Raw genomic sequence first — 22889 nt, forward strand, 5'->3', positions numbered from 1 at the left:
CGCCAGCGATCGGCGATGACCGCGCCCGCAAGATGGAGGGCTGACCGATGATCCGCGCGTTGATGCTGTTCGGTACTGCGTTGCTTCTCGGGGCGGCGACGCCCGCGCCGCGGCCGGCCGCAGTTCCCGTCACCATCGCCGCTTCGCTCGGCGACCACCAATCGGGGCGACTGATCGTCTTCATCGAACGCGTGAACCCACGCGCCAGGCCATCCGACGCGGTCGATTTCAATCCCTTCGCGCCGACCGGCGCGACGATCGCCGCGCGCGAAGTGACCGACTTGCGCCCGGCGCGCGCCGCGCTGATCGATGCGGAAACCGACGCTTTCCCGGCCCCGCTCTCGAAGCTCGCGCCCGGACGGTACCGCATCCAGGCAGTGCTCGATCGCAACCACGACTATGCCTATAACGGGCGCGGTGCTGGCGATCTCGTTTCACCGGCCGTCACGGTAAGTTTGCCCGGCGCGATCCCCACCGTGACGCTCAATACCGTCGTCCCCGCGACCGACCCCGCGCCGCGCGCCGATCTCGCCAAATATTACGCGCAGCTCCGCGCCGTCGATTTCCAGAGCAACGCGATGACCGCGTTCCGTGGGGTCCCCACCTTCATCCGAGGCTGGATCGCGCTGCCGCCGGGTTATGACGGCAAGGAACGCTTCCCGACCGTTTACTCGGACGGCGGTTTCGGCAGTTCGCTGGGCTCGGCGAAACGTAGTGCTGCAAACATGATGGCACTGATGGCGGACGGGAAAGCGCCGCCGATGATCTGGGTCTATCTCGACCATGCCGGCGGGACGGGCACGCACGAATTCGCCGATTCGGCCAACAACGGCCCGTGGGGCACCGCGCTCACGAGCGAGCTGATCCCGAGCCTCGAACGCGACTACCGGATGGATGCGCGGCCGTCGGGCCGGTTCCTGACCGGACACAGTTCGGGTGGCTGGTCGACCTTGTGGCTCCAGGTGCGCTACCCGAAGATATTCGGCGGCAGCTGGCCGACCTCGCCCGACCCGGGCGATTTCCACAATTTCACCAATGTCGATCTCTACGCGCCCAACGCCAATTTCTATGCAGGCGCCGACGGCAAACAGTTCCCGCTGATCCGTGACAAGGGCAAGGTGATAGCGACGGTGTCGGACTTCGCCCGCGCGGAGGCCGTGCTCGGGGCGTACGGCGGCCAATATGCTTCGTTCGAATGGGTGTTCTCGCCCCGCGGGATCGACGGCCGACCGGTGCCGCTGTTCGACCGCGCGACCGGACGGATCGACCCGGCGGTGGTCGCCTACTGGCACGACAATTACGACATCGCCAACATCATCCGCCGCGACTGGGCGGCGCTGAAGCCCGACCTCGACGGCAAGATCCATCTGACCGTGGGCACCGCCGACACCTTCTATCTCGACGGCCCGGCGCATCTTTTGGAGGCGACGATGCGCGACATCGGCGCGAAAACCGACTTCCGCTATCTGCCCGGCAAGACCCATTTCGATCTGTACGAGCGCGGCGCCGACAAGGAGGCGCTGCTCAAGGACATTGCGTGGGAGATGTACGCGGTCGCGCGGCCGGGGTCGAAGCGGCCATAACGGGGTAAAGCCGAGTATCTTTTTGGCTTGTCAGTAGAAAGAAAAACGGGAAGCTTCCAGAAACTGGCCCATGCCAGTCTTCCGGGGGGATGTCATGCGATTCATCGTCGATCTCTACAAGCTCATCATTTACATCGTCTTGGCGCTGATCATCATCGGCGTCGTGCTCGTCATCGCCGAGTTGATGAAGGCTGGCGGAACCAACCCGGCGTTCATGGGAATATATCTGTACGGCATAGTATCGGTTCTCGTGACGGTCGTTCTCTTCCTCGGCATTCTGGCGACGTTCATCTCGATCCATGACCGCCACGCCGAAATCGTCGACGAGCTTCGGGAAATTGCCGATGCGATTCGGGGCGAAGGCACGAAACAGTGAAAAGGCATACCGCCCAAGGGCTTACCTTTGTCGGCGTGTGTGTGCTGATCGGCATCGTGCTGTTCATTCTGCTCGAAGCCGGAAAGGCGTCGCCGGAGAACGCGAGCACGGAGAACATGGTGTTCGCGGAGAATGCCGCCGATGTCGTCGACGAACCCCCGATGGCCGGGCCGACCCCCGAAGCGTCATTCGCGCCCGAGGCACCGGCGGTCGAAAACGCCGGCGCGCCCGCGCCCGCGGCGGACGAACCCCCGGCAAGGCCCGATACGACGACATCCGACGACGCGACGCCCGATACGAAACATCCCGACTAGGCGACGCTATTTGATGCCTTCGCGCGCGCGGAGCGCAGCCTTGCGGTCGACGCCGTACGCATAGCCGCCGATCGATCCGTCGCTGCGCTGCGCGCGGTGACAGGGAACGACGACGGCGACATGGTTCTTGCCGCATGCGGTGCCTGCGGCGCGCACCGCCTTGGGATTGCCCGCGGCGGCGGCGAGCTCGGCATAGGTCCGCGTTTCGCCCGCTGGCGTTTCGCGCAGCGCCTGCCACACTGCCTCTTGAAAGGCGGTTCCCCGGACATCGATCGGCAAATCGAGGTCGCGCTCGGGTGACTCGACGCTTTCGACGACGCGCGCGGCGAGAGTCGCGAGCGCCGCGCCGCCCTGGACGATTTCCGCCTTCGGGAAATGCTGCGCGAGGCTTAGCGCATCCTCGTCGAACGCGACGCGGCAGAGGCCCTTGTCGGTTGCCGCGATCAGCAACTTGCCGAGGCTGGTGTCGGCGACCGTCCAGCGCACCGTCACCCCGGCCCCGCCCTTGCGCCACGCGCTCGGGGTCATGCCGAGCCGCCGCGCACCGCCTTCGTAGAACCGGCTCGGCGCCGAATAGCCCGCCTCGTAGATCGCGCCGGTAACGCTGTCCTCGGATTTGAGCGCTTCCGCCACTCGCGTCGCGCGAAGACCTCGTGCGTAGGCCGCCGGCGTCACCCCGGTGGCGCGCTTGAACAGCCGGTGGAAATGGTGCGGCGCATAGCCGACCCGCGCAGCGAGTTCTTCGAGCGCAATCGAATCCTCCGCTGCCTCGATCAACGCGACCGCTTCCGCCACCGCGATCCGGTCGCGCCCGACCTCGTCGGGCTTGCAGCGCAGGCAGGCGCGATAACCGGCCGCACGCGCTTCGGCACCATCGCGGTAGAAGCTGACGTGCTCGCGCCTGGGATGGCGCGCGGGGCAGCTCGGCTTGCAGTAGATGCCAGTCGTCCTGACCGCGCCGACGAAGCGCCCGTCGAACGCGCGGTCGCGGCGCTCGAACGCGGCCCAGGCGGCGTCCTGGTCGATGAGAATGTCGTGTGTCATGCCGCCTATCTAGGCGCCCGCGCGGCGATCCGCTTCCCGTCGCTTGCGATCAAAGCGGGCGGTCGATCGCATAGACGACGTGCACCACAGGCTTGCCCGCCATGTCGGCGTGATGCGTGCGGTCGGTGAGGTGGCCGCCGATCTTCTCGACCGCGCGGCGCGACCGACCGTTGTTCTCGCCGACCAGCAAGATGACGCGCTCCATCGTCTTGAAAGCATGATCGAGCATCAGCGCCTTCATCTCGCCGTTGTAGCGCCCGCCCCAGTGCGACCGCGCGAGAAACGTCCAGCCGATCTCGACCTCGCCGGGCAAGGCGCGCGTCAGTCCGTAGCGCGAACTGCCGATCGCCGCGCCGCTCGCGCGATCGGTCGCCACCAGCATCCCGCCCGACGCCATCCCGTCGTCGAAGAACTTGCGGAACACCGGTTCCTGCCAGCGGTCGTGCGCCGGGTGCACTTCCCAGATCAACGGGTCGCTCGCCACCGCGAACAGCGTATCGAAATCTGCCGGCGTCGCCGGGCGCAGTTCGACCAGTTCGCCGACGAGATGCGGTTGCCGGTCCATCGTCACAGCAAGAACAGGAGGACGGGCACCACGACCCCCGCCGTCAGCACGACCGCTGACGTCCGTCGCATCATCGGCGTTCCCAGCGCGACTGCCAGTCCTATCAGCGTCGTCAGGAAAAGCCCAAGCGCGGTCAGCAACGCAAATACCTTGAGCGGAACGAATGCCTCGGCATCATGGTGTTCGTCGACCGGCTTTGCCGTCGACGCTCCCCCCGGGCGCGCCGGCGCCGGGGGACGCGGCTTGGGAGCCGCCTGCTTCTTGTGGATTCCCGCCATCCACGACACCCAGGCGGGCGGCGGTGGATTGCGCTGGTCCTGCCAGCCGACGACCTGAAGGAACCCGCTGGATGCGAAGAACAGGATCGCGGGCGCCAGAAACACGCCGATATAATGGTGCCAGTGGCGCAAGCGGCGGAGCGTGGCCCCCTTCATGCGCCGCCCGTCGTCTTGATCGACTGCGCGATCGCACGCGTTTCGCGCATCAGCTGAAGGATCGACGCGTCGTCGTTCTTGAGCCCCGAGCGGTAGATGAACAACATCCGTCCGCCGACCGAAGTCAGGCATGCCGCCAGCGCCTGGTCGTAGGTCGCCAGCGGCGACTCGACGTGCATCACCCCGGCCATATAGCCGCACATCTCGTCCTTGCCGCGCGGGCCGAACGTTCCGCTCAGCGCGACTTTGGCGCCGAACGTGTCGGTCAGCGACTTCGACGCCTGGCCCAGCGCCTTGTCGCCCGTCGCGTTGGCGATGGTCACGGGGTTGTCGAACTCCTTGCCGATTTGCGTGAGCAATTCGGCGCGCGTGACCGGCACCATCAGCGCTTTGCGCGGCGTCTTGATGATCGTGACGTCGTTCGCGCCTTTCACGATGGGGGCGCCGCACCTGGTCAGGGTGAGGTCGGTAACGTTTTCGGTATCGGCCGCCGCGACCACTTGGGCGACATCCGCCTGGGCTCCCACCGGCAGACAATAGCCGTCGGGCATCGGCAGTGTGAACGACACACCGCCTACCCGGAAGTCGGCGAGCCGGCCGTCCGCGCCCGGTTCCGCCGCGATCAAACCCATCGCCCCGACTACGATCAACGCCGACTTCAACATCCTCGCCCTTCCCACTACGTTAGGGACCCTAGCTAGCCGCGCCGATGCGATTACGAAAGCGGCGTTGCGCAGGGGCGCCGATATTCCCGGTCCGCCCCGGGCAAGCGGGTTGCATCCCCCGCCCCCCTTTGCTAACCGCGCGCCAACCCATCAAAGGGCGCCCCTTCGGCTGCCCGCTTTTCGCATGGGGCCACATACCCTTTTGAGAAGGACCCTCATCGCGTGGAGTCATCCGGCGGTATTCAAGCGAGCCTAGGCGGTCGGTACGCGACCGCGCTGTTCGAGCTCGCCCGCGAATCGAAAGCGATCGACACGGTCGAAGCCAGCCTGGCGACGATCAAGGCGGCGCTGACCGAATCGGCCGACTTCCGCGCGCTCGCGATGAGCCCGCTGGTCAGCCGCGCCGACGCCGAAAAGGCGATCGCGGGCACCGCCAAGGCGATGAAGCTCGATCCGATCACGACCAGGTTCCTCGGCGTGCTGGCGCAGAACCGCCGGCTCAACCAGCTGCCCGCGATCATGCGCGCGTTCCGCGGCCTCGCCTCGTCGTTTCGCGGCGAGACCACGGCCGAAGTCACCTCGGCGCATCCGCTCGACGACGCGCAGGTGGCGGCGCTCAAGCAGCAGCTCCGCCAGCGCATCGGCCGCGACGTCGCGGTCGAGCTCAACGTCGACAATAACCTGCTGGGCGGGCTCGTCGTCCGCATCGGCTCGCAAATGATCGATTCGTCGATCCGCACTCGTTTGAACACCCTCGCCCACGCGATGAAAGGCTGAAGGCTTACACAATGGACATCCGCGCCGCAGAAATTTCCCGAGTCATCAAGGACCAGATCGCCAATTTCGGCACCGAGGCGGAAGTCTCCGAAACCGGCCAGGTGCTGTCGGTCGGCGACGGCATCGCGCGCATCCACGGGCTTGACAACGTCCAGGCGGGCGAGATGGTCGAGTTCGCCAACGGTGTGCAGGGCATGGCGCTCAACCTCGAAGCCGATAACGTCGGCGTCGTGATCTTCGGCTCGGACGCCGAAATCCGCGAGGGCGATACCGTCAAGCGCACCGGCACGATCGTCGACGTCCCCGTCGGCAAGGGCCTGCTCGGCCGCGTGGTCGACGGCCTCGGCAACCCGATTGACGGCAAGGGCCCGATCGTTTCCGACCAGCGCAGCCGGGTCGAAGTCAAGGCGCCCGGCATCATCCCGCGCCAGTCGGTGTTCGAGCCGATGCAGTCGGGCCTCAAGGCGATCGATGCGCTCGTCCCCGTCGGCCGCGGCCAGCGCGAACTGATCATCGGCGACCGCCAGACCGGCAAGTCGGCCGTCGCGATCGACACCTTCATCAACCAGAAGACGGTCAACGCCGGCGACGATGAGTCGAAGAAGCTGTATTGCGTGTACGTCGCGGTCGGCCAGAAGCGCTCGACCGTCGCGCAGCTCGTCAAGACGCTGACCGAAAACGGCGCGATGGAATATTCGATCGTGGTCGCCGCGACCGCGTCGGACCCCGCGCCGCTGCAGTTTCTCGCGCCGTACACCGGCACCGCGATGGGTGAGTATTTCCGCGACAACGGCATGCACGCGCTGATCGTGTTCGACGATCTGTCGAAGCAGGCGGTCGCCTATCGCCAGATGTCGCTGCTGCTGCGCCGCCCGCCGGGCCGCGAAGCCTATCCGGGCGACGTATTCTATCTCCACTCGCGCCTGCTCGAGCGCGCCGCTAAGATGTCGGACGCGATGGGCGGCGGCTCGCTGACCGCGCTGCCGATCATCGAAACGCAGGCCGGTGACGTGTCGGCGTACATCCCGACCAACGTGATCTCGATCACCGACGGCCAGATCTTCCTTGAGACCGATTTGTTCTTCGCGGGCATTCGCCCCGCCATCAACGTCGGCCTGTCGGTCAGCCGCGTCGGCTCGGCCGCGCAGACCAAGGCGATGAAGAAGGTCTCGGGCTCGATCAAGCTCGAGCTCGCGCAGTATCGCGAAATGGCGGCGTTCGCGCAGTTCGGTTCGGACCTCGACGCCTCCACGCAGAAGCTGCTCAACCGCGGCGCGCGCCTGACGGAGCTGCTCAAGCAGCCGCAGTTCAGCCCGCTGCCCTTCGAGGAGCAGACCGCGTCGATCTTTGCGGGTACGCAAGGCTATCTCGACGACGTGCCGGTCGAGGCGGTGACGCGCTACGAGGCGGCGATGCTCGCCGACCTGCGCGCCAACCACAAGGGCGTGCTGAAGTCGATCCGCGATGACAAGGATCTGAAGGACGCGACGCGCGACCAGCTCAAGGCCGCGCTCGACGCCTTCGCCAAGACTTTCGCCTGAACGGATAGCTAGATGGCTTCGCTTAAAGCCCTCAAGATCCGCATCGGCTCGGTCAAGTCGACGCAGAAGATCACCAAGGCGATGAAGATGGTCGCCGCCGCGAAACTGCGCCGCGCGCAGGAAGCGGCGGAGGCCGGTCGTCCCTATGCCCAGCGGATCGAGGCGGTCGTGTCCAGCCTCGCGTCGCAGGTCACGATCGGGCCGAGCACGCCCAAGCTGCTCGCCGGGACCGGCAAGGACCAGGTTCACCTGTTCATCGTCGCGACCAGCGACAAGGGCCTGGCCGGCGCGTTCAACACCAACATCGCGCGCCTCGCGCGGCGCCGGGCGGCGGAAATGATCGCCGAGGGCAAGACGGTCAAGTTCTACACGATCGGCAAAAAAGGTCGCGCGGTGCTCAACCGCCAGTATCGCGACCTGATGATCCATTCGATCGAACCGGGCGGGCTGGACAAGCTGACCTTCGCCGACGCGCGCGGCTATGCCGACGACCTGATCGCGCGGTTCGAAGCAGGCGAATTCGACGTCGCGCACCTGTTCTATTCGCACTTCAAGTCGGTGCTGACGCAGGAGCCGACGGAGCAGCAGTTGATCCCCGTCGCGATCCCCGCGGCGTCGGAAGTCACGCTGACCCCGGCGGAATACGAGCCCGACGAGGAGGAAATTCTCGCCGAGCTGCTCCCGCGCAACGTCGCGGTGCAGCTGTTCCGCGCGATGCGCGAGAATGCCGCGTCGGAACAGGGGTCGAAGATGACCGCGATGGACAATGCCACGCGCAACGCCGGCGACCTGATCAACCGGCTCACGATCCAGTACAACCGCAGCCGCCAGGCCGCGATCACCACCGAACTCGTTGAAATCATCTCGGGCGCCGAAGCGCTCTAAGTCGTTCGAACCAAGGAAGAAGCAATGGCCACCGCAGCCCCCACCGCCAAGAAGCCCGCCGCCAAGAAGCCGGCCGCACCGAAGGCCGCCAAGGCGCCCACCGCCGCCGCACCCGTCGCGACGACCAACAATGTCGGCGTCATCAGCCAGGTGATCGGCGCGGTCGTCGACGTGAGCTTCCCGGATCAGCTTCCGGCGATCCTCTCGGCGCTCGAGACCGACAACAACGGCAACCGGCTGGTGCTTGAGGTCGCGCAGCATCTGGGCGAGAACACCGTCCGCACGATCGCGATGGACGCGACCGAGGGCCTGACCCGCGGCCAGAACGTGACCGATACCGGCTCGCAGATCCGCGTCCCCGTCGGCCCCGCGACGCTCGGCCGCATCCTCAACGTCATCGGCGAGCCGATCGACGAGCGCGGGCCCGTCGCGAACACCGAGACCGCGCCGATCCACGCCAAGGCTCCCGAGTTCGTCGACCAGTCGACCGAAAGCTCGATCCTGGTCACGGGCATCAAGGTCATCGACCTGCTCGCGCCCTATGCCAAGGGCGGCAAGATCGGCCTGTTCGGCGGCGCCGGCGTCGGCAAGACCGTGCTGATCCAGGAGTTGATCAACAACATCGCGAAGGGCCATGGCGGCACCTCGGTGTTCGCGGGCGTCGGCGAGCGCACGCGCGAGGGCAACGACCTCTATCACGAATTCCTCGACGCGGGCGTCATCGCCAAGGACAAGGACGGCAACGCCGTGTCCGAAGGGTCGAAGGTGGCGCTGGTCTATGGCCAGATGAACGAGCCGCCCGGGGCGCGCGCGCGCGTCGCGCTGTCGGGCCTGACGATCGCCGAATATTTCCGCGACGTCGAAGGCCAGGACGTGCTGTTCTTCGTCGACAACATCTTCCGCTTCACGCAAGCCGGCGCCGAAGTGTCGGCTTTGCTCGGGCGCATCCCGTCGGCGGTGGGCTATCAGCCGACTTTGTCGACCGACATGGGCGCGCTGCAGGAGCGCATCACCTCGACCAACAAGGGCTCGATCACCTCGGTGCAGGCGGTGTACGTCCCCGCGGACGATCTGACCGACCCGGCGCCGGCGACGTCGTTCGCCCACTTGGACGCGACGACCGTGCTCAACCGCGCGATCTCGGAGCTGGGCATCTATCCGGCGGTCGACCCGCTCGATTCAACCAGCCGCGTGCTCGAACCCCGTGTCGTCGGCCAAGAGCATTACGACACCGCGCGCGCCGTCCAGTCGATCCTGCAGAAGTACAAGTCACTGCAGGACATCATTGCGATCCTGGGCATGGACGAGCTGTCGGAAGAAGATAAGCTGACCGTCAGCCGCGCACGCAAGATCCAGCGCTTCCTATCGCAGCCGTTCCACGTCGCCGAGGTGTTCACCAACATCCCGGGCAAGTTCGTCGCGATCGAGGACACGGTGAAGTCGTTCAAGGCGGTGGTCGAGGGCGAGTACGACCATCTGCCCGAAGGCGCGTTCTACATGGTCGGCGGGATCGACGAAGCCGTCGCCAAGGCCGAAAAGATGGCGGCCGAGGCGTAATGTCGCTCCATTTCGAACTCGTCACGCCGGAAAAGCTGCTCCGCTCGGAGGACGTTTATATGGTCGTCGTTCCGGGAACGGAGGGCGATTTCGGCGTGCTGGAGGGCCACGCGCCGGTCATGTCGACGATCCGCGACGGGAGCCTCGCGATCTACACCGCCGAGAAGGCCGATCCCGAACTGCTGCCGATCCAAGGCGGCTTCGCCGAAGTGTCGGCGACCGGCTTGACCGTGCTGGCCGAGCAGGCGGGCTGATAAATAAATCGTCACCCCAGCGAAAGCTGGGGTCTCTTGCCCTATTTGCTCGCGCGAGATGCCAGCTTTCGCTGGCATGACGGATGGGTTCAGTTCGCCCCCTGCCGTTGATACGTCCAGCCATAGCGCTGGCTACCGTCGATCTGGCTGATCTCGGCCTTCAATCCCATTCCGTCGCGCCAGTAATGGATGCGCTGCGGATAGTCGTGCTGCGGGTTGGCGAAGGTGATGTCGCGCGGCCCCGATGAGGCCATCGGAAAGGCGACGCGCGCGCCGCCCTTGACCGATCCGTAGAACACCAGCCCGCCATCGGGCCCACGTTCGATCTGCATCGTTTCCCACGATTGGATCTGGTCGCCGTGGCCGTTGCGGCCCGACCCCATCATCTGGCCGGCGCGCGGGCCGGTCCAGCATTCCTCGGTCCAGTTGGCACTCTTCTGCTCGAGCCAGCACCCGCTCATCCAGCCGGGCATCGTCGGCGCGCTCGATGCGCCCGCCGCGAGCATCGCCAGTCCCGGTACCATGATCCGCTGCATCTCTATCCTCCCGATCGTTCTCGACCGACTGTAGCGTCGCGGGACGACGCTGGCGACTCGCTCACGTAGGGGTGCTCTGCTACGCTCGGCGCACAGACCGGCGCCGGCCGGCAGATTGGGAGAGGTGCCCGATGCAGCAATTGAGCGCGATGGATGCGTCGTTCGTCTACATGGAAACGCCACACACGCCGATGCACATTGGGTCGGTCGGCATCTATGACCCGTCGACCGCGCCGGGCGGGTTCGTCCGGTTCAAGGACATATTGAGCTTCATCGAACAACGGCTGCCCGGCGCGCGCAGCTTCCGCCAACGCCTCGTCCGCGTGCCGTTCGACGTCGATCATCCCTATTGGATCGAGGACCCCGAGTTCGACATCGAGTTCCACGTCCGCCACATCGCGCTGCCCAAGCCCGGCGACTGGCGTCAGCTCTGCATCCAGGTCGCGCGGCTCCATTCGCGGCCGATGGACCTGACGAAGCCACTGTGGGAATTCACCGTGGTCGAGGGGCTGGACAACATTCCCGGCCTGCCGCCCGGCTGCTTCGCGCTCGTCTCCAAGGTTCATCACGCCGCGATCGACGGCATGTCAGGGGTCGAGATGTCGGCGGCGGTGCACGATCTAGACGCCAGCATGAAGCCGCCCGAAAAGCCCGACGACTGGGCGCCCGAGAACATGCCGCGCGTCGCCGATTTGCTCACGCGCAGTTACTTCAACAACCTGCTCCAGCCGATGCGGATCGCCGAGACGATCGGCCGCTCGCTCCCCGGCATGGCGAAGCTCGCGGTCCAGGCGGGCAAGGGCGACGTATCCCTCAAGAACACCCGCCCCGCGCCCAAGACGCGGTTCAACGGCAAGGTCTCGGCGCACCGCGTATGGGACGCCGTGCCCTTCAAGCTCGCCGAGGTGCGCGCGATCAAGGAAGCGGTCGAGGGCGCGACGGTCAACGACGTGATCATCGCGGTCGTCGGCGGCGCGCTTCGCAGCTACCTCAAGGGTAAGGGCGAGCTGCCCAAGGAAACGCTGACCGCAATGGCGCCGATCTCGGTGCGGCAGGAGGGCGAGAAGGCGGCGCTCGGCAATCTCGTTTCGGCGATGGTGATCGGGCTCGGCACGCAGATCGAGGACCCGCTCGAACGGCTGCGTTTCGTCCATGACGACGCAGTCAATTCGAAGGCGATGACCAACGCGGTCGGCGCGAAGACGCTCGCCGACTACAGCAAGCTCATCCCCTCGGGCCTCGCCGGACTCGGCGCGCGGCTCTACACGCGGGTCGGAGCGGCGAACATGCACGCGCCGGCGTTCAACTGCGTCGTCACCAACGTGCCGGGCAGCCGCGTGCCGCTCTATTTCGCGGGCGCGCGGATGGTCGCGATGTACGGAACGGCACCCGTGTTCGACAGTATGGGGCTGATCAATCCGGTCTATTCGTACGGCGACACGATCGCGGTGTCGTTCACCGCCGACCGCGACATGCTGCCCGATCCGGACGTCTATGCCGACGCGCTGCGATCGTCGTTCGAGGCGCTGAAGGCGGCGGCGCTCAAGACGCCCGCGCCGAAGAAGGAAGCCAACGAGAACAAGCCTGCGAAGAAACCCGCGCCGAAGCGCGCTGCCAAGGGAGCAAAGTGATGGCGAAGAAGGTCAAGGACACGATCGACACCGGCGCCAAGCGTGCGAAGAGCGCCGCAGACAAAGCCGCCAAGCGCGCGAAGGATGCCACCGACAAGGCCGCCAAGCGCGCCAAGGACGCGACCGACCGCGCGGCGAAGGCGGCGAAGGATGCCACCGACCGTGCGGCGTCGGGCGCCAAGAATGCCGCCGACCGGGCGAGCGGGATCGGCGAAAACATTCGCAAGTCAGGCGAGAAGCTCGCCAAGCAGGGCAATGCCGTCAGCATGAAGGTGCTCGAGCATGCCGAGACCAACACGCGCGAAGCCTTCGCCGCGATGCGCAAGGCGGCGGGCGCGACCAATCCCGCCGAAGTCGCTAAGATCCAAGGCGACTATCTCCGCGAACAGGGCGCGCGCTCGATGGCGCACGCGCGCGAGATCGGCGAGATGATCATGCAGTTCGGTCGCGACGCGATGGGGATGGGGAAGAAGGGCTAATCGAGCTCCGCTTCGATTGGCGGGGACTAAGCGTGCCCCGCCGACGGATAGACGAACGCACGCACGCCGGTCCGTTCGAACGGGTGCCAGTCGCCCTCGGGTTGCGCGAGCCGGTCGGCGATCGCGTAGAGCACGCTCGCGTTGACGCCGAGCCCACAATGGCTGCCGTGCACCTCGATATTGTCGGACATCGGCCCGACTTCCTCGCAGCAATTCTGCCACGCGACCACGCCGTCGGCGCGCGAGTAGATCGCCGTCGAGGGGACCGGCGGCGGCGCGGAAACTTCGTTGAGCTGCGCCTTGGTATCGGCGCCGTCGATCTTCTGTCCGGTGAGGACTTCATACGCGCGCCACACGTTCGACGCCTTGGGACTGCCCGAAAAGGGCGAGCCGAGCGTGATGACCTGGCGGATCGCATGCGGGATGCGCTTGGCGACCAATCGCGCCATCACGCCGCCCAGGCTCCAGCCGACCAGGCTGACCTTCTGCCCGCTCTCCTCGTACACCGCGAGGACGCGCTTGATTAGCTTCTCGCCGTGACGCCCGATCGCCTTGGGGCCGAGGTTGCGCCCTAGGTCCCAGGTGTGCGCTTGATAGCCATGCTGTTTGAGGAACCCGCGCAATACGCCAGTCGAGCGGTCGCTGGTCACGAACCCCGGCAGCACGATCACCGGATGCCCATCGCCGTTAGGCGCGGTGGCAAGCGCCGGCGCGGCCCAAGGGAGTGCGGCGAGTTCGAACAGCGCGCGCGGCAATTCGGTCAATGCGAGCAGCGCGGAGGGCGCCTTGACGCTCGGTTCGGGTGCTGCACTGGCCATCGACTAATTCTCCTGCAAATCGAGCGGCTTCTACGCGCCGTCCCGCAATTCGATCCCTATTCGATACCGATTGCCTGGTGCCGCGCCGCGACGCGCGCGGCATCGTAGCTCAGGATGGCGAGGTCGTGACTCTGTCCGTCGGCGCCACGTACTTGGTCCTTGAGCATCGCCTCGGCGCGAAAACCCACGCCTTCGAACAGCGCGATCGACCCGGTCTGGTCGACCGTCATCCGCGCGGTCAGCTTGGCGAGCCCGCGCGCTTCCGCGATCATGAAAATGCCCTGGAGCAGGTCGCTGCCCAGCCCCGATCCGCGCCGCCCTGGTGCCACTAACAAGCGCACCTCGCCGACATGCGCCGACCAGCTGAGCGGATCGTGCACCAGCGCTGCGGTTGCGACGATTTCCCCTTCGTTCTCGGCGATCAAACTGTCGATCAGCCCGGCCTCGATCGCGTCGAGCCACGCCGCGACGACGCGCGGCTCGCGAATGTCGCGGCTGAGAAACAACAGATCATGTTCGGGCAATGACGCCGCAAAGGCGATCACCTTGTTGCGGTCGTCGGGGCGGAAACGGCGGATGATGTGGCTCATGTCGAGCGCTCCCCGAGCCACGCGACGAGGTTGGGCCACAGCCGCTTGATCGCGTTGCCCCCCGCGACCAGGCTGACATGCCCGCCCTTGAGCATGATCTCCTGCTTGTCCGCCGACCCGATCATGTCGATCAGCGGCGCCGACGCGGCGGTGGGGACGATATGGTCGTACTCCGCTGCGACGTGGAGGAACGGCGCGGTGATCGCGGCGAGATCGACGATTTGCCCGCCGACGTCGAGCGTCCCTTCGTACAGCGCATTGTCCCACATCAGTTTCTTGGTCGTCTGACGGAAGTATTCGCCCGCGAGCGGCAGCTGGTCCGAGGTCCAGCGATCGAACATGCGATAGGATTTGACGAAATCGTCGTTCCACAGATTGTCGTAGAGCCGGATGTTACCGGCGGCGCGCGCGGCAGGGCGCAGCATGTCGAACGCGGTGTAGAGGTAATCGCCCGGGCAGTTACCGAACGTGTCGACCAGCTTGTCGACATCGAAGAAGCGGCGGTCGGCCCAGGTCTGGAACATCTCCATCTTCGAAAAATCGACCGGTGTCGTGAAGGTGACGAGGTTGGCGAGCCCCGTCTGGGGGTGGAGCGCCGCCCAAAGCAGCGACAGCACGCCGCCGAAGCAATAGCCCACGACGGTAATGTCGGGCTCGTCGGTTTCCGCCTTCACTCGCGCGACCGCGGCGGGGAGGAAATCGAGCACATAGCTTTCGAGGCTCAGGCTCTTCTCGTCGGCGCGCGGCGCGTCCCAGTCGAGCATGAACACGTCGAACCCGGCGTCGAGCAGATATTCGATCAGGCTCTGCCCCGGCACCATGTCGAAGATGTAGCCGCGGTTGGTCGTCGCCATGACGAGCAGGATCGGCACGCGATACACGTCGTCGGCGCGCGGATGGTAATGATACAGCCGCATCGTGCCGCGTTCGATCAGCACGTCCTTGGGCGTCGCGCCGAGCGTCGGCCCGCTGGTTTGAAAGTATTCCAGCCCCTTGAGATTGCGCTGCATCGCCCGTTCGAACTCGACGCGCGCCGCGTCGGCCATGTCGAGGGCGGCGGTCGCCAAACCTTTAGCCCTTGGCCGTCGGCGGCTTGCGCGTCCGGCTTGGCTTGGGCCGGTTGGCGCGTTCGGGCGAGCCGCCGAGCTGGTCCTCGATCCGGCCAAGCGTCGCCTCCATTCGCGCGAGGCGGGCTGACAGATCCTCGATTTCGGTCCGGCTCGGCATGTTGGCGGCCGCGAGCGCGCGGGTCATCATGCCGCTAATCGCTTCCTGGGTGTTCATCTGCGCGGCGGTGGCGCCGTGCATCAGACGCGAAAATTCGTCCGACTTGGCAACCCCGCCGCCAAGGCTGTTCGCCAACTTCTCCCATTCGCCCAGCATATCGCGAAACATCGCGGCCGGATCGGTGCTTGTCATGGCCGCATGGTGAGTCGGGTTGACGATAAGGTCAAGCGATACGTCACCTCGGGCACACCGCGCCGCTGTCGACCCAGGCCTTGGTCAGCTCGCCGAACGCCGCCTGGCTGCCCGGCGCGGGCTTGCGGTCGGGGCCGGGATTCCAGCCCCAGCCGACCAGTTCGTCCTTGCCGTTATGGTCGATCAGCTGGGCGAGGCTCATGCCGCCGTTCTTCTTCGGGTCCTTGATCGCCGCGCAGATCTGGCCGAGCGTCAGCCCCTGCCACGCCATCGATCGGGGCGCGAGATGCCATTTCGGGTTGCCCGGCACGGTGCCCGGACCGTTCGCGAACTTGGCGTTGCGCGGACCGTGGCACGTCGCGCACTCCAGTCCCGCTACGCCAAACCCGTTAGGACCGCGCCTCACCGGCGGACTGTGGACGACCATCGCATCACCCTGGGTCGGACTGTCGGTGCGCGGATGGCAATTGAGACAGCGGGGCGAGGTCAGCACCTTGCCCATCTCGGTGAAGATCGCGGCGGAACGCGCGTTCCTGTCGGCGATCCCGGCAAACGCACTGGCGGGCTTGAGCCCCTCCGCGATGCCGCCCCGCGCGATGGCGAGCGGAAACACGACTAGCGACGCGGCCAGCATGACAAGGCCGAAACGGGGGAACGTCATCATGCCCTCCCTCCCGTATTGACGGGATGAATGAAGGGCAGCCGTTCGACGACCTTCCCCGTCAGCCGGCGCCAGGCGTTGGCGACCGCGGGCGCCGCGGGCGGCAGGCCCGGTTCGCCGATCCCGGTCGGGTCGGCGGTCGACTTGATGATCGCCACCTCGACATCGGGCATCTCGCCGATCCGCAGCGATCGGTAATTGTCGAAATTGGACTGCTGCACAACCCCGCCCTCGCCGAGCGTGATCTCCGAATAGAGCGCGTGACCGAGGCCGTAGCCGATCCCGCCCTCGACCTGCGCGCGGACGACATTGGGGTTGATCGCGACGCCGCAATCGACCGCGGCCCAGATCTTGTGGACGCGCGGCACGCCTTCGCGGCCGACCGACACTTCGGCGATCTGCGCGACGTACGACCCGAAGCTCTTGTGGAACGCGACGCCGCGCGCGCGGCCCGATTTGGCGATCAGCCCCCCGGCGAGCTCTGCGCATTTCGACAGCACCGCCCTGGCGCGCGCTTCCTTCATCAGCGCGAGCCGCGCCTTGATCGGATCGCCCTTGCCGAGCTCGATCAGCCGGTCGAGAAAGGTTTCCATCACATAGGCAGTGTGCGTGTTCCCGACCGATCGCCACCACAACGTCGGCACGCCGTTCTTCATCTCGTTCGCACCGACGCGCAGGTTGGGAAAAGCGTACGCGCTCTTCGTCAGCCCCTCGACCATCGCGTCGTCGAACTTCTCCGCGGGGTTGAAGAAGGCGGTGCCGCGCATGAACGATTGCCCCGCGGTGCGAATGTCGAGCCCGACGATCGCCCCCTTGGCATCGACCCCGCCGCTGACCCGATGAACCATCAGCGGGCGATAGCGACCGCCGCCGATATCGTTCTCGCGCGTCCACATATGCTTGACCGGCGCTGTGCCGCCGAGCGCCTTCTTCGCCATCGCCGCCTCGACCGCGTTGCCCATGTCGGGTGTCGCGCGGCGGCCGAAGCTGCCCCCGGCATATTGCTCGTGCAGCGTCATGCCTTCGAACGGGACGCCGAGCACGCCCGCGACCGCGCGAGTGTCGCCAACCTGAAACTGGCTGCCCACGTAGAAATCCGCCCCGCCCGCGTGGGACTCGATCACCGCGTCCATCGGCTCCATCGGCGCATGCGCGAGGAACGGGAAGATGTAGGCCGCCTCAATCTTCTTCGCCGCCCCCGCGATCGCCGCGGCGGCATCGCCGTTCGCCTCGCACTCGACGCCGGGGTTGGCGTTCGCTGCCTCATAATCGGCGATCATTCGCTCGCTCGACCGCGTCTCCGCCTTCGACAAATCCCACTCGATGCTCAGCGCCTTGCGCCCCTTCATCGCGGCAAAGGTGTCCTTGGCATAGACGACGACGCCCTGCGGAATCGCCTTGACCGCGACCACGCCGGGGACCGCCAGCGCCGCCTTGTCGTCGACGGACTTCACCATGCCGCCGAACGCGGGCGCATGCTCGATCACGCTGACGACCATGCCGGGGCGCGCGACGTCCATCGTGAATTGCGCGGCGCCGGTCGATTTCACCAGGCTGTCGATCTTGGGCACATCGGTGCCGATCAGCGTCCACTGCTCGGGCGTCTTGAGCGTGGGCTTCTCCGGTACCGGCATCGTCGCCGCGAGCGCCGCGAGATCGCCGAAGCTAGCCTTGTTCGCGCCATGGCTGACAACGCCCTTGGCAACCTTGACCTCACCCGCCGGCACGCCCCATTGCTTCGCCGCCGCCGCGACCAGCATCGCGCGCGCCGAGGCGCCCGCATTGCGCATCTGCATCCAGCTATTGCCCATCGCGGTCGACCCGCCGGTGCCCATCGTCCCGAACGCCAAGTTCTTGTAGAGCGGGTCGTTGGCGGGCGCGAACTCGATCCGCATTTGCGCCCAATCGGCATCCATCTCATCAGCGACGATCGTCGTCAGCCCCGTTGCAGGCCCCTGCCCAAACTCGACATGCTTGATGACGACGCTGACCGTATTGTCGGGCAGCACACGGACGAAGGCGTTGGGCGCGAACGGCGCGGCGGGCAGCGCCTTCGCCCCGCGCATCGGCAAGGCCAGCCCGAGCACGACGCCCGTCCCCGCGAGGAACTTGCGACGATCGGTCTGGAGCGCGGTCATGCCGGCACCTTGGCACTCGCGGCGTCCTTGATTGCCTGGCGGATCCGCACATAGGTCGCGCAACGGCAGATGTTGCCCGCCATCCCGGCATCGATATCGGCATCGGTCGGATGCGGCTTGGCGTTGAGCAGGCCGATCGCGCTCATCACCTGCCCCGATTGGCAGAACCCGCATTGCGGCACGTCGATCGCGACCCACGCCTTCTGCACTGCTGCGGCGACCGGTCCGCTGACGCCCTCGATCGTCGTCACCGATTTGCCCGCGACGGTATCGACCGGTGTGACGCACGATCGCCGGTTCTTGCCGTCGAGATGGACAGTGCACGCCCCGCATTGCGCGATGCCGCAGCCGTATTTTGTGCCCGTCAGCCCGGCATGGTCGCGGATCACCCAGAGGAGCGGCGTATCGGGATCGCCGTCGAACGACATGCTCTTGCCGTTGAGAAGGAATTCGACCGCCATCTGCGTCACTCCATCCTGTCGAGGAACGGTGTACCTTCGTAACGATCCCGCGCCAAGCGGTACCGCGACGGGCGCGCAAGCGAGGGCATCATCGCCGAACCTACCGGCGCGCGGGAAGCCGTCGCCGGCCACATCGCATGGATGGCTTCAGTCGCGCAGCTTCGCGCGCCACAGGCTCGCGGCGAGGATCAGCGAGACGAGCGAGGCGCCGACCCAGAACACGATCGCGGCGGTGAAATCGTGGTGGACAACGCCGTTCACGGTGGTCTTGCCCGCATCGATCAGAACGCCACTGATCTGGTCCTGGATGCCCGCGCCGAGATAGCTGAACACCCCGACCATCCCGAGCGCCGCACCCGCGACGCGCTTCGGCGCCATATCGATCGCAAACAGCCCGCCGACCGAGGTGACGAGGCCGGTCATCCCGAGGCCGAACAGGATCATCGCCAGCACTTCCCAGCCGAACCCCCGCGGCCCGTAGAAGAACAGCAGCAGCCCGATTATCTCGACGACCGCGAAGATCAGGTTCACCGGGGGGCGGCGCGCGCCGAACATCTTGTCGGAAATGAAGCCGAACGCCACCGCGCCGACGATCCCGGCGAGCGTGTTGACGGTGAGCAGCGACCCCGCCTGAAGCACACTGTAGCCGCGCGCTTCCTGCAAATAGAGCACGCCCCAAGAATTGATCGCGTAGCGCGTGATGTAAATGAACGCGCTCGACAGCGCGATGACCCACATCGACGGAATCGCGAGGATCGACAGCTGTGTGCGGAACACGCTCTTCTGCGGCTGCGCGGCAACGCCTTCGGGATCGGCCGGCGGCAAATGGTCGTGCCGCCAGTCCGCGACCGCCGGTAGGCCCATCGTGCGCGGGCGGTCGGTCATAACCGTATAGGCCGCGATCGCCGCCATCATCGTCACGATTGCCGGCCCCCAAAAGCCCCATTGCCAGCCGTGCCAGCCAACGACGGCTGCCACGACGAAGAAGGTCAGTCCCTCGCCGATCGAATGCGATGTCGACCAGATGCCGTAATATCGCCCGCGTTCGTGATTGGAGAACCAACTCGCCAGCGCGACCACGCTCCCCGGCGCGCCGTAACTCTGGAACCACCCGTTGATCCCCCACGCGATCGTCGCGGCGAGAACGGTGGTCGAAAAGCCCATATAGACGTTGCATAGCGCTGAGAGGATCAGCCCGATCGCGAAGAACTTGCGCGCGTTGGCGTGGTCGGACACGAAGCCGTTGATCAGCTTGCCGAACGCATAGCTGAAAAAGAACGCCGACCCGATCGTGCCGAGATTGGTCGCGGTGAAGATGTGCGCGTCGATCAGCGGCTTCTTGACCATATCGATCGACAGCCGGCAGGTGTAGCTGAGGCCGTAACCGAGCGTGATCGCGACGATGGTGCGCATCCGCTGGCGGCGATACGCGGCGTCCACGTCGATATCGCTCCTCACCGGCAGGTCTCGCCCCGTCGCGAATGCCTTGAGCATTTCGATCCCCCTTGCGTCCGAGGTAGCCGGACGCCGACATGTATCACCTCGCCGTCGAAATGTTGAAAGCACTGTCTTGAGCGACGCGAGACATAGAGCGCGGATCGGCGCGCTCAGCCGTCCATCCCGCGATCGGGCGCGGGCGGCACGGCGGGAAGCTTAGTACAACCAACAGACGCCTTGCGCAGGGGTGAGGACGAGCGCCCTACACTTTGGAGAACAGCAAAAAGCCCGCGAAAGTCGTGAGACTCGCGGGCTGTTTCGTTTGTTGGCGTTGGTTGCGGGGACAGGATTTGAACCTGTGACCTTCAGGTTATGAGCCTGACGAGCTACCGGGCTGCTCCACCCCGCGCCAGCGCCGACCGCCCCGGGGAGGGGGGTGGGACGATCGACATAGTGAATGGGTTCAACTCGTTTCTCTACGCACACCAGCTGCAATGCCTGGCGACGACCTACTCTTCCGTCGCTTGAGCGACAGTACCATCGGCGCGGTCGGGTTTCACGGCCGAGTTCGGGATGGGATCGGGTGGGACACCGACGCTATGGCCACCAGGCAATGAAGCCGGTGTACGTCGAAAAACGGGTTCTAAAATCGTGCACTCTTTGTTGCCGATCGGCTGAAACATCAGCGATCGGTCATATTCATAATCTGGCGTCGAACTCAATCATCTCACCAGACAGCCCCAGGGCTGTCATTGATGGTGGAACTCTCAAGCGCGAATAGGACAATTAGTATCGGTTAGCTCCACGCGTTACCGCGCTTCCACATCCGATCTATCAAGGTGGTGGTCTACCACCGTCCTAAGAAATCTTATCTCGAGGGAGGCTTCCCGCTTAGATGCTTTCAGCGGTTATCCCGTCCGTACATAGCTACCCTGCTGCGCCGTTGGCACGACGACAGGTACACCAGAGGTACGTTCAACCCGGTCCTCTCGTACTAGGGTCAACTCCTCTCAAATTTCGACGCCCACGGCAGATAGGGACCAAACTGTCTCGCGACGTTCTGAACCCAGCTCACGTACCACTTTAATTGGCGAACAGCCAAACCCTTGGGACCTGCTCCAGCCCCAGGATGTGATGAGCCGACATCGAGGTGCCAAACAACCCCGTCGATATGAGCTCTTGGGGGTTATCAGCCTGTTATCCCCGGCGTACCTTTTATCCGTTGAGCGATGGCCCTTCCACGAGGGACCACCGGATCACTATGACCGACTTTCGTCTCTGCTCGACTTGTCAGTCTCGCAGTCAGGCTGGCTTATGCCATTGCACTCTAACGGTCGGTTTCCAACCGACCTGAGCCAACCTTCGCACGCCTCCGTTACTCTTTAGGAGGCGACCGCCCCAGTCAAACTACCCGCCACAGAGGGTCCCTGATCCAGTTTCATGGATCGAGGTTAGACATCAGAAAACAACAGGGTGGTATTTCACCTATGGCTCCACGCGGGCTGGCGCCCACGCTTCAAAGCCTCCCACCTATGCTACACAGTTCTTTCCTAATGCCACTCTGAAGCTGCAGTAAAGGTGCACGGGGTCTTTCCGTCTAACCGCGGGTACTCCGCATCTTCACGGAGAATTCAATTTCGCTGAGCATGTCCTGGAGACAGTGGGGAAGTCGTTACGCCATTCGTGCAGGTCGGAACTTACCCGACAAGGAATTTCGCTACCTTAGGACCGTTATAGTTACGGCCGCCGTTTACCTGGGCTTCATTTCAGAGCTTTCACCCCTCCACTTAACCTTCAGGCACCGGGCAGGCGTCAGGCCCTATACGTCGTCTTGAAGCCGACTTAGCAGAGCCCTGTGTTTTTGCTAAACAGTCGCTACCCCCTGGCCTGTGCCCCCTCATACTGCTTGCGCAATGTGAGGGCCTCCTTCTTCCGAAGGTACGGAGGCAATTTGCCGAGTTCCTTCAGGACACTTCTCTCAAGCGCCTTGGTATACTCTACCTGACCACCTGTGTCGGTTTCGGGTACGGTCTATACGGTGGGGCTATTTCCTGGAACCCCTTCGAAGCATGTCCAATCCGATAAGGACGTACAACACACGGGATCCGTCACACACCACCAGGCTGCGGAATATTAACCGCATTCCCATCGACTACCCCCTTCGGGCTCGTCTTAGGGGCCGGCTCACCCTGCGCGGATTAGCCTTGCGCAGGAACCCTTGGTCTTTCGGCGAGAGGGCATCTCACCCTCTTTATCGCTACTCATGTCTGCATTCGCACTTCCGATACCTCCACGACCCATTACCAGGTCGCTTCACCGGCTTACGGAACGCTCCGCTACCGCGTGCATTGCTGCACACCCTAAGCTTCGGTGCATCACTTTAGCCCCGTTACATCTTCGCCGCAGGAACCCTTGTTTAGACCAGTGAGCTGTTACGCTTTCTTTAAAGGATGGCTGCTTCTAAGCCAACCTCCTGGTTGTTTTGGGATTCCCACATGCTTTCCCACTTAGTGATGACTTGGGGACCTTAGCTGTAGGTCAGGGCTGTTTCCCTTTTGACGACGGACCTTAGCACCCGCCGTCTGTCTCCCGGATATCACTCGCAGGTATTCGGAGTTTGGTTAGGTTTGGTAGATCTCGCGACCCCCTAGCCCATCCAGTGCTCTACCCCCTGCGGTGTCCATCCGAGGCACTACCTAAATAGTTTTCGCGGAGAACCAGCTA

At 65.0% G+C, this 22889-nt stretch carries 23 protein-coding genes, 1 tRNA gene and 2 rRNA genes (1 of these 26 cut by a window edge); 10 read left to right on the top strand and 16 right to left on the bottom strand.

Annotated features, from left to right (window positions below):
• The first annotated feature begins 47 nt into the window (after positions 1-47).
• From E7773_RS05090 to E7773_RS05100, 3 genes are all read left to right on the top strand, one after another.
• Positions 48-1583: an alpha/beta hydrolase-fold protein gene (locus tag E7773_RS05090; protein ID WP_293988970.1), complete on the top strand. Its 1536-nt coding sequence runs from the start codon at positions 48-50 to the stop codon at positions 1581-1583.
• Positions 1584-1677: 94 nt separating this feature from the next.
• Positions 1678-1959 carry a hypothetical protein gene (locus tag E7773_RS05095; protein WP_293988973.1) on the top strand — a complete coding sequence of 94 codons (282 nt, stop codon included), beginning with the start codon at positions 1678-1680 and terminating at the stop codon, positions 1957-1959.
• Entirely contained in the window at positions 1956-2273 is a 318-nt protein-coding gene (locus tag E7773_RS05100) for a hypothetical protein (RefSeq protein ID WP_293988976.1), read from the top strand. The genes E7773_RS05095 and E7773_RS05100 overlap by 4 nt, the downstream gene beginning before the upstream one ends.
• A 6-nt stretch (positions 2274-2279) precedes the next feature.
• On the opposite strand, the gene ada is transcribed toward E7773_RS05100, so the two are convergent.
• Genes ada through E7773_RS05120 form a run of 4 tightly spaced genes read right to left on the bottom strand, consistent with a single transcriptional unit; the run spans position 2280 to position 4948 of the window.
• The gene (ada, locus tag E7773_RS05105; RefSeq protein WP_293988979.1) at positions 2280-3317 is read right to left on the bottom strand and encodes a bifunctional DNA-binding transcriptional regulator/O6-methylguanine-DNA methyltransferase Ada; all 1038 of its coding nucleotides are present in this window, start codon (positions 3315-3317) and stop codon (positions 2280-2282) included.
• Positions 3318-3366: 49 nt separating this feature from the next.
• A complete protein-coding gene (locus tag E7773_RS05110; protein ID WP_293988982.1) occupies positions 3367-3882 on the bottom strand; it encodes a GNAT family N-acetyltransferase in 516 nt (171 codons plus the stop codon).
• Positions 3883-3884: 2 nt separating this feature from the next.
• Positions 3885-4316, bottom strand: coding sequence for a hypothetical protein (locus E7773_RS05115; RefSeq protein WP_293988985.1), 432 nt, complete (start codon positions 4314-4316; stop codon positions 3885-3887).
• The gene (locus E7773_RS05120) at positions 4313-4948 is read right to left on the bottom strand and encodes a hypothetical protein (RefSeq protein WP_293988988.1); all 636 of its coding nucleotides are present in this window, start codon (positions 4946-4948) and stop codon (positions 4313-4315) included. The genes E7773_RS05115 and E7773_RS05120 overlap by 4 nt, the downstream gene beginning before the upstream one ends.
• Before the next feature lie 255 nt (positions 4949-5203).
• Here E7773_RS05120 and E7773_RS05125 point away from each other — a divergent pair, with 255 nt between their 5' ends.
• The 5 genes from E7773_RS05125 to E7773_RS05145 are packed head-to-tail and all read left to right on the top strand — an operon-like array spanning position 5204 to position 9995.
• Positions 5204-5758 (top strand): F0F1 ATP synthase subunit delta, encoded by a 555-nt coding sequence (locus E7773_RS05125; protein WP_293988991.1) that lies wholly within the window; start codon positions 5204-5206, stop codon positions 5756-5758.
• Between the two features lie 11 nt (positions 5759-5769).
• A complete protein-coding gene (gene atpA, locus E7773_RS05130; protein WP_293988994.1) occupies positions 5770-7299 on the top strand; it encodes a F0F1 ATP synthase subunit alpha in 1530 nt (509 codons plus the stop codon).
• A 12-nt stretch (positions 7300-7311) separates the two neighbouring features.
• Positions 7312-8184 carry a F0F1 ATP synthase subunit gamma gene (locus tag E7773_RS05135; protein ID WP_293988997.1) on the top strand — a complete coding sequence of 291 codons (873 nt, stop codon included), beginning with the start codon at positions 7312-7314 and terminating at the stop codon, positions 8182-8184.
• Between the two features lie 24 nt (positions 8185-8208).
• Positions 8209-9741, top strand: coding sequence for a F0F1 ATP synthase subunit beta (gene atpD / locus E7773_RS05140; RefSeq protein WP_293989000.1), 1533 nt, complete (start codon positions 8209-8211; stop codon positions 9739-9741).
• Positions 9741-9995 carry an ATP synthase F1 subunit epsilon gene (locus E7773_RS05145; RefSeq protein WP_293989003.1) on the top strand — a complete coding sequence of 85 codons (255 nt, stop codon included), beginning with the start codon at positions 9741-9743 and terminating at the stop codon, positions 9993-9995. The genes atpD and E7773_RS05145 overlap by 1 nt, the downstream gene beginning before the upstream one ends.
• A gap of 89 nt (positions 9996-10084) precedes the next feature.
• On the opposite strand, the gene E7773_RS05150 is transcribed toward E7773_RS05145, so the two are convergent.
• Positions 10085-10531, bottom strand: coding sequence for a DUF6265 family protein (locus tag E7773_RS05150; RefSeq protein ID WP_293989006.1), 447 nt, complete (start codon positions 10529-10531; stop codon positions 10085-10087).
• 131 nt (positions 10532-10662) lie between these two features.
• Here E7773_RS05150 and E7773_RS05155 point away from each other — a divergent pair, with 131 nt between their 5' ends.
• On the top strand, positions 10663-12162 hold the full coding sequence (locus E7773_RS05155) for a wax ester/triacylglycerol synthase family O-acyltransferase (protein WP_293989009.1): 1500 nt from the start codon (positions 10663-10665) through the stop codon (positions 12160-12162).
• On the top strand, positions 12162-12641 hold the full coding sequence (locus E7773_RS05160; protein ID WP_293989012.1) for a phasin family protein: 480 nt from the start codon (positions 12162-12164) through the stop codon (positions 12639-12641). Before E7773_RS05155 ends, E7773_RS05160 begins: the two co-directional genes overlap by 1 nt.
• A 26-nt stretch (positions 12642-12667) precedes the next feature.
• On the opposite strand, the gene E7773_RS05165 is transcribed toward E7773_RS05160, so the two are convergent.
• The 11 genes from E7773_RS05165 to E7773_RS05215 form a co-directional block, all read right to left on the bottom strand.
• On the bottom strand, positions 12668-13459 hold the full coding sequence (locus tag E7773_RS05165) for an alpha/beta hydrolase (RefSeq protein ID WP_293989015.1): 792 nt from the start codon (positions 13457-13459) through the stop codon (positions 12668-12670).
• Between the two features lie 56 nt (positions 13460-13515).
• Positions 13516-14049, bottom strand: a complete 534-nt coding sequence (locus E7773_RS05170; RefSeq protein ID WP_293989018.1) for a GNAT family N-acetyltransferase — start codon at positions 14047-14049, stop codon at positions 13516-13518.
• Positions 14046-15116, bottom strand: a complete 1071-nt coding sequence (locus E7773_RS05175) for an alpha/beta fold hydrolase (protein WP_293989021.1) — start codon at positions 15114-15116, stop codon at positions 14046-14048. Before E7773_RS05175 ends, E7773_RS05170 begins: the two co-directional genes overlap by 4 nt.
• 4 nt (positions 15117-15120) lie before the next feature.
• Positions 15121-15468, bottom strand: coding sequence for a poly(R)-hydroxyalkanoic acid synthase subunit PhaE (locus E7773_RS05180; RefSeq protein WP_293989024.1), 348 nt, complete (start codon positions 15466-15468; stop codon positions 15121-15123).
• A gap of 43 nt (positions 15469-15511) precedes the next feature.
• Entirely contained in the window at positions 15512-16132 is a 621-nt protein-coding gene (locus E7773_RS05185) for an Isoquinoline 1-oxidoreductase subunit (protein WP_293989027.1), read from the bottom strand.
• Positions 16129-18267 (bottom strand): molybdopterin cofactor-binding domain-containing protein, encoded by a 2139-nt coding sequence (locus E7773_RS05190; protein WP_293989030.1) that lies wholly within the window; start codon positions 18265-18267, stop codon positions 16129-16131. The genes E7773_RS05185 and E7773_RS05190 overlap by 4 nt, the downstream gene beginning before the upstream one ends.
• Positions 18264-18728 (bottom strand): (2Fe-2S)-binding protein, encoded by a 465-nt coding sequence (locus E7773_RS05195; RefSeq protein ID WP_293989032.1) that lies wholly within the window; start codon positions 18726-18728, stop codon positions 18264-18266. The genes E7773_RS05190 and E7773_RS05195 overlap by 4 nt, the downstream gene beginning before the upstream one ends.
• A gap of 147 nt (positions 18729-18875) precedes the next feature.
• Positions 18876-20222, bottom strand: a complete 1347-nt coding sequence (locus E7773_RS05200; RefSeq protein ID WP_293989034.1) for an MFS transporter — start codon at positions 20220-20222, stop codon at positions 18876-18878.
• Between the two features lie 275 nt (positions 20223-20497).
• Positions 20498-20574 (bottom strand) — tRNA-Met (locus E7773_RS05205).
• A gap of 87 nt (positions 20575-20661) precedes the next feature.
• A 5S ribosomal RNA gene (gene rrf / locus E7773_RS05210) occupies positions 20662-20776 on the bottom strand.
• A gap of 155 nt (positions 20777-20931) precedes the next feature.
• Positions 20932-22889 (bottom strand): 23S ribosomal RNA (locus E7773_RS05215); it runs 837 nt beyond the window's last position.

It is taken from the genome of Sphingomonas sp., assembly GCF_004799495.1.
Lineage (GTDB): Bacteria > Pseudomonadota > Alphaproteobacteria > Sphingomonadales > Sphingomonadaceae > Sphingomonas.

Coding starts and splice junctions, on each gene's coding strand:
- ada (WP_293988979.1), bottom strand. CDS start 3,317: ATGACACACGACATTCTCATCGACCAGGACGCCGCCTGGGCCGCGTTC.
- E7773_RS05145 (WP_293989003.1), top strand. CDS start 9,741: ATGTCGCTCCATTTCGAACTCGTCACGCCGGAAAAGCTGCTCCGCTCG.
- E7773_RS05155 (WP_293989009.1), top strand. CDS start 10,663: ATGCAGCAATTGAGCGCGATGGATGCGTCGTTCGTCTACATGGAAACG.
- E7773_RS05110 (WP_293988982.1), bottom strand. CDS start 3,882: ATGGACCGGCAACCGCATCTCGTCGGCGAACTGGTCGAACTGCGCCCG.
- E7773_RS05180 (WP_293989024.1), bottom strand. CDS start 15,468: ATGACAAGCACCGATCCGGCCGCGATGTTTCGCGATATGCTGGGCGAA.
- atpA (WP_293988994.1), top strand. CDS start 5,770: ATGGACATCCGCGCCGCAGAAATTTCCCGAGTCATCAAGGACCAGATC.
- E7773_RS05185 (WP_293989027.1), bottom strand. CDS start 16,132: ATGATGACGTTCCCCCGTTTCGGCCTTGTCATGCTGGCCGCGTCGCTA.
- E7773_RS05170 (WP_293989018.1), bottom strand. CDS start 14,049: ATGAGCCACATCATCCGCCGTTTCCGCCCCGACGACCGCAACAAGGTG.
- E7773_RS05165 (WP_293989015.1), bottom strand. CDS start 13,459: ATGGCCAGTGCAGCACCCGAACCGAGCGTCAAGGCGCCCTCCGCGCTG.
- E7773_RS05095 (WP_293988973.1), top strand. CDS start 1,678: ATGCGATTCATCGTCGATCTCTACAAGCTCATCATTTACATCGTCTTG.
- E7773_RS05135 (WP_293988997.1), top strand. CDS start 7,312: ATGGCTTCGCTTAAAGCCCTCAAGATCCGCATCGGCTCGGTCAAGTCG.
- E7773_RS05160 (WP_293989012.1), top strand. CDS start 12,162: ATGGCGAAGAAGGTCAAGGACACGATCGACACCGGCGCCAAGCGTGCG.
- E7773_RS05150 (WP_293989006.1), bottom strand. CDS start 10,531: ATGCAGCGGATCATGGTACCGGGACTGGCGATGCTCGCGGCGGGCGCA.
- E7773_RS05090 (WP_293988970.1), top strand. CDS start 48: ATGATCCGCGCGTTGATGCTGTTCGGTACTGCGTTGCTTCTCGGGGCG.
- E7773_RS05115 (WP_293988985.1), bottom strand. CDS start 4,316: ATGAAGGGGGCCACGCTCCGCCGCTTGCGCCACTGGCACCATTATATC.
- E7773_RS05200 (WP_293989034.1), bottom strand. CDS start 20,222: ATGCTCAAGGCATTCGCGACGGGGCGAGACCTGCCGGTGAGGAGCGAT.
- E7773_RS05120 (WP_293988988.1), bottom strand. CDS start 4,948: ATGGGTTTGATCGCGGCGGAACCGGGCGCGGACGGCCGGCTCGCCGAC.
- atpD (WP_293989000.1), top strand. CDS start 8,209: ATGGCCACCGCAGCCCCCACCGCCAAGAAGCCCGCCGCCAAGAAGCCG.
- E7773_RS05190 (WP_293989030.1), bottom strand. CDS start 18,267: ATGACCGCGCTCCAGACCGATCGTCGCAAGTTCCTCGCGGGGACGGGC.
- E7773_RS05195 (WP_293989032.1), bottom strand. CDS start 18,728: ATGGCGGTCGAATTCCTTCTCAACGGCAAGAGCATGTCGTTCGACGGC.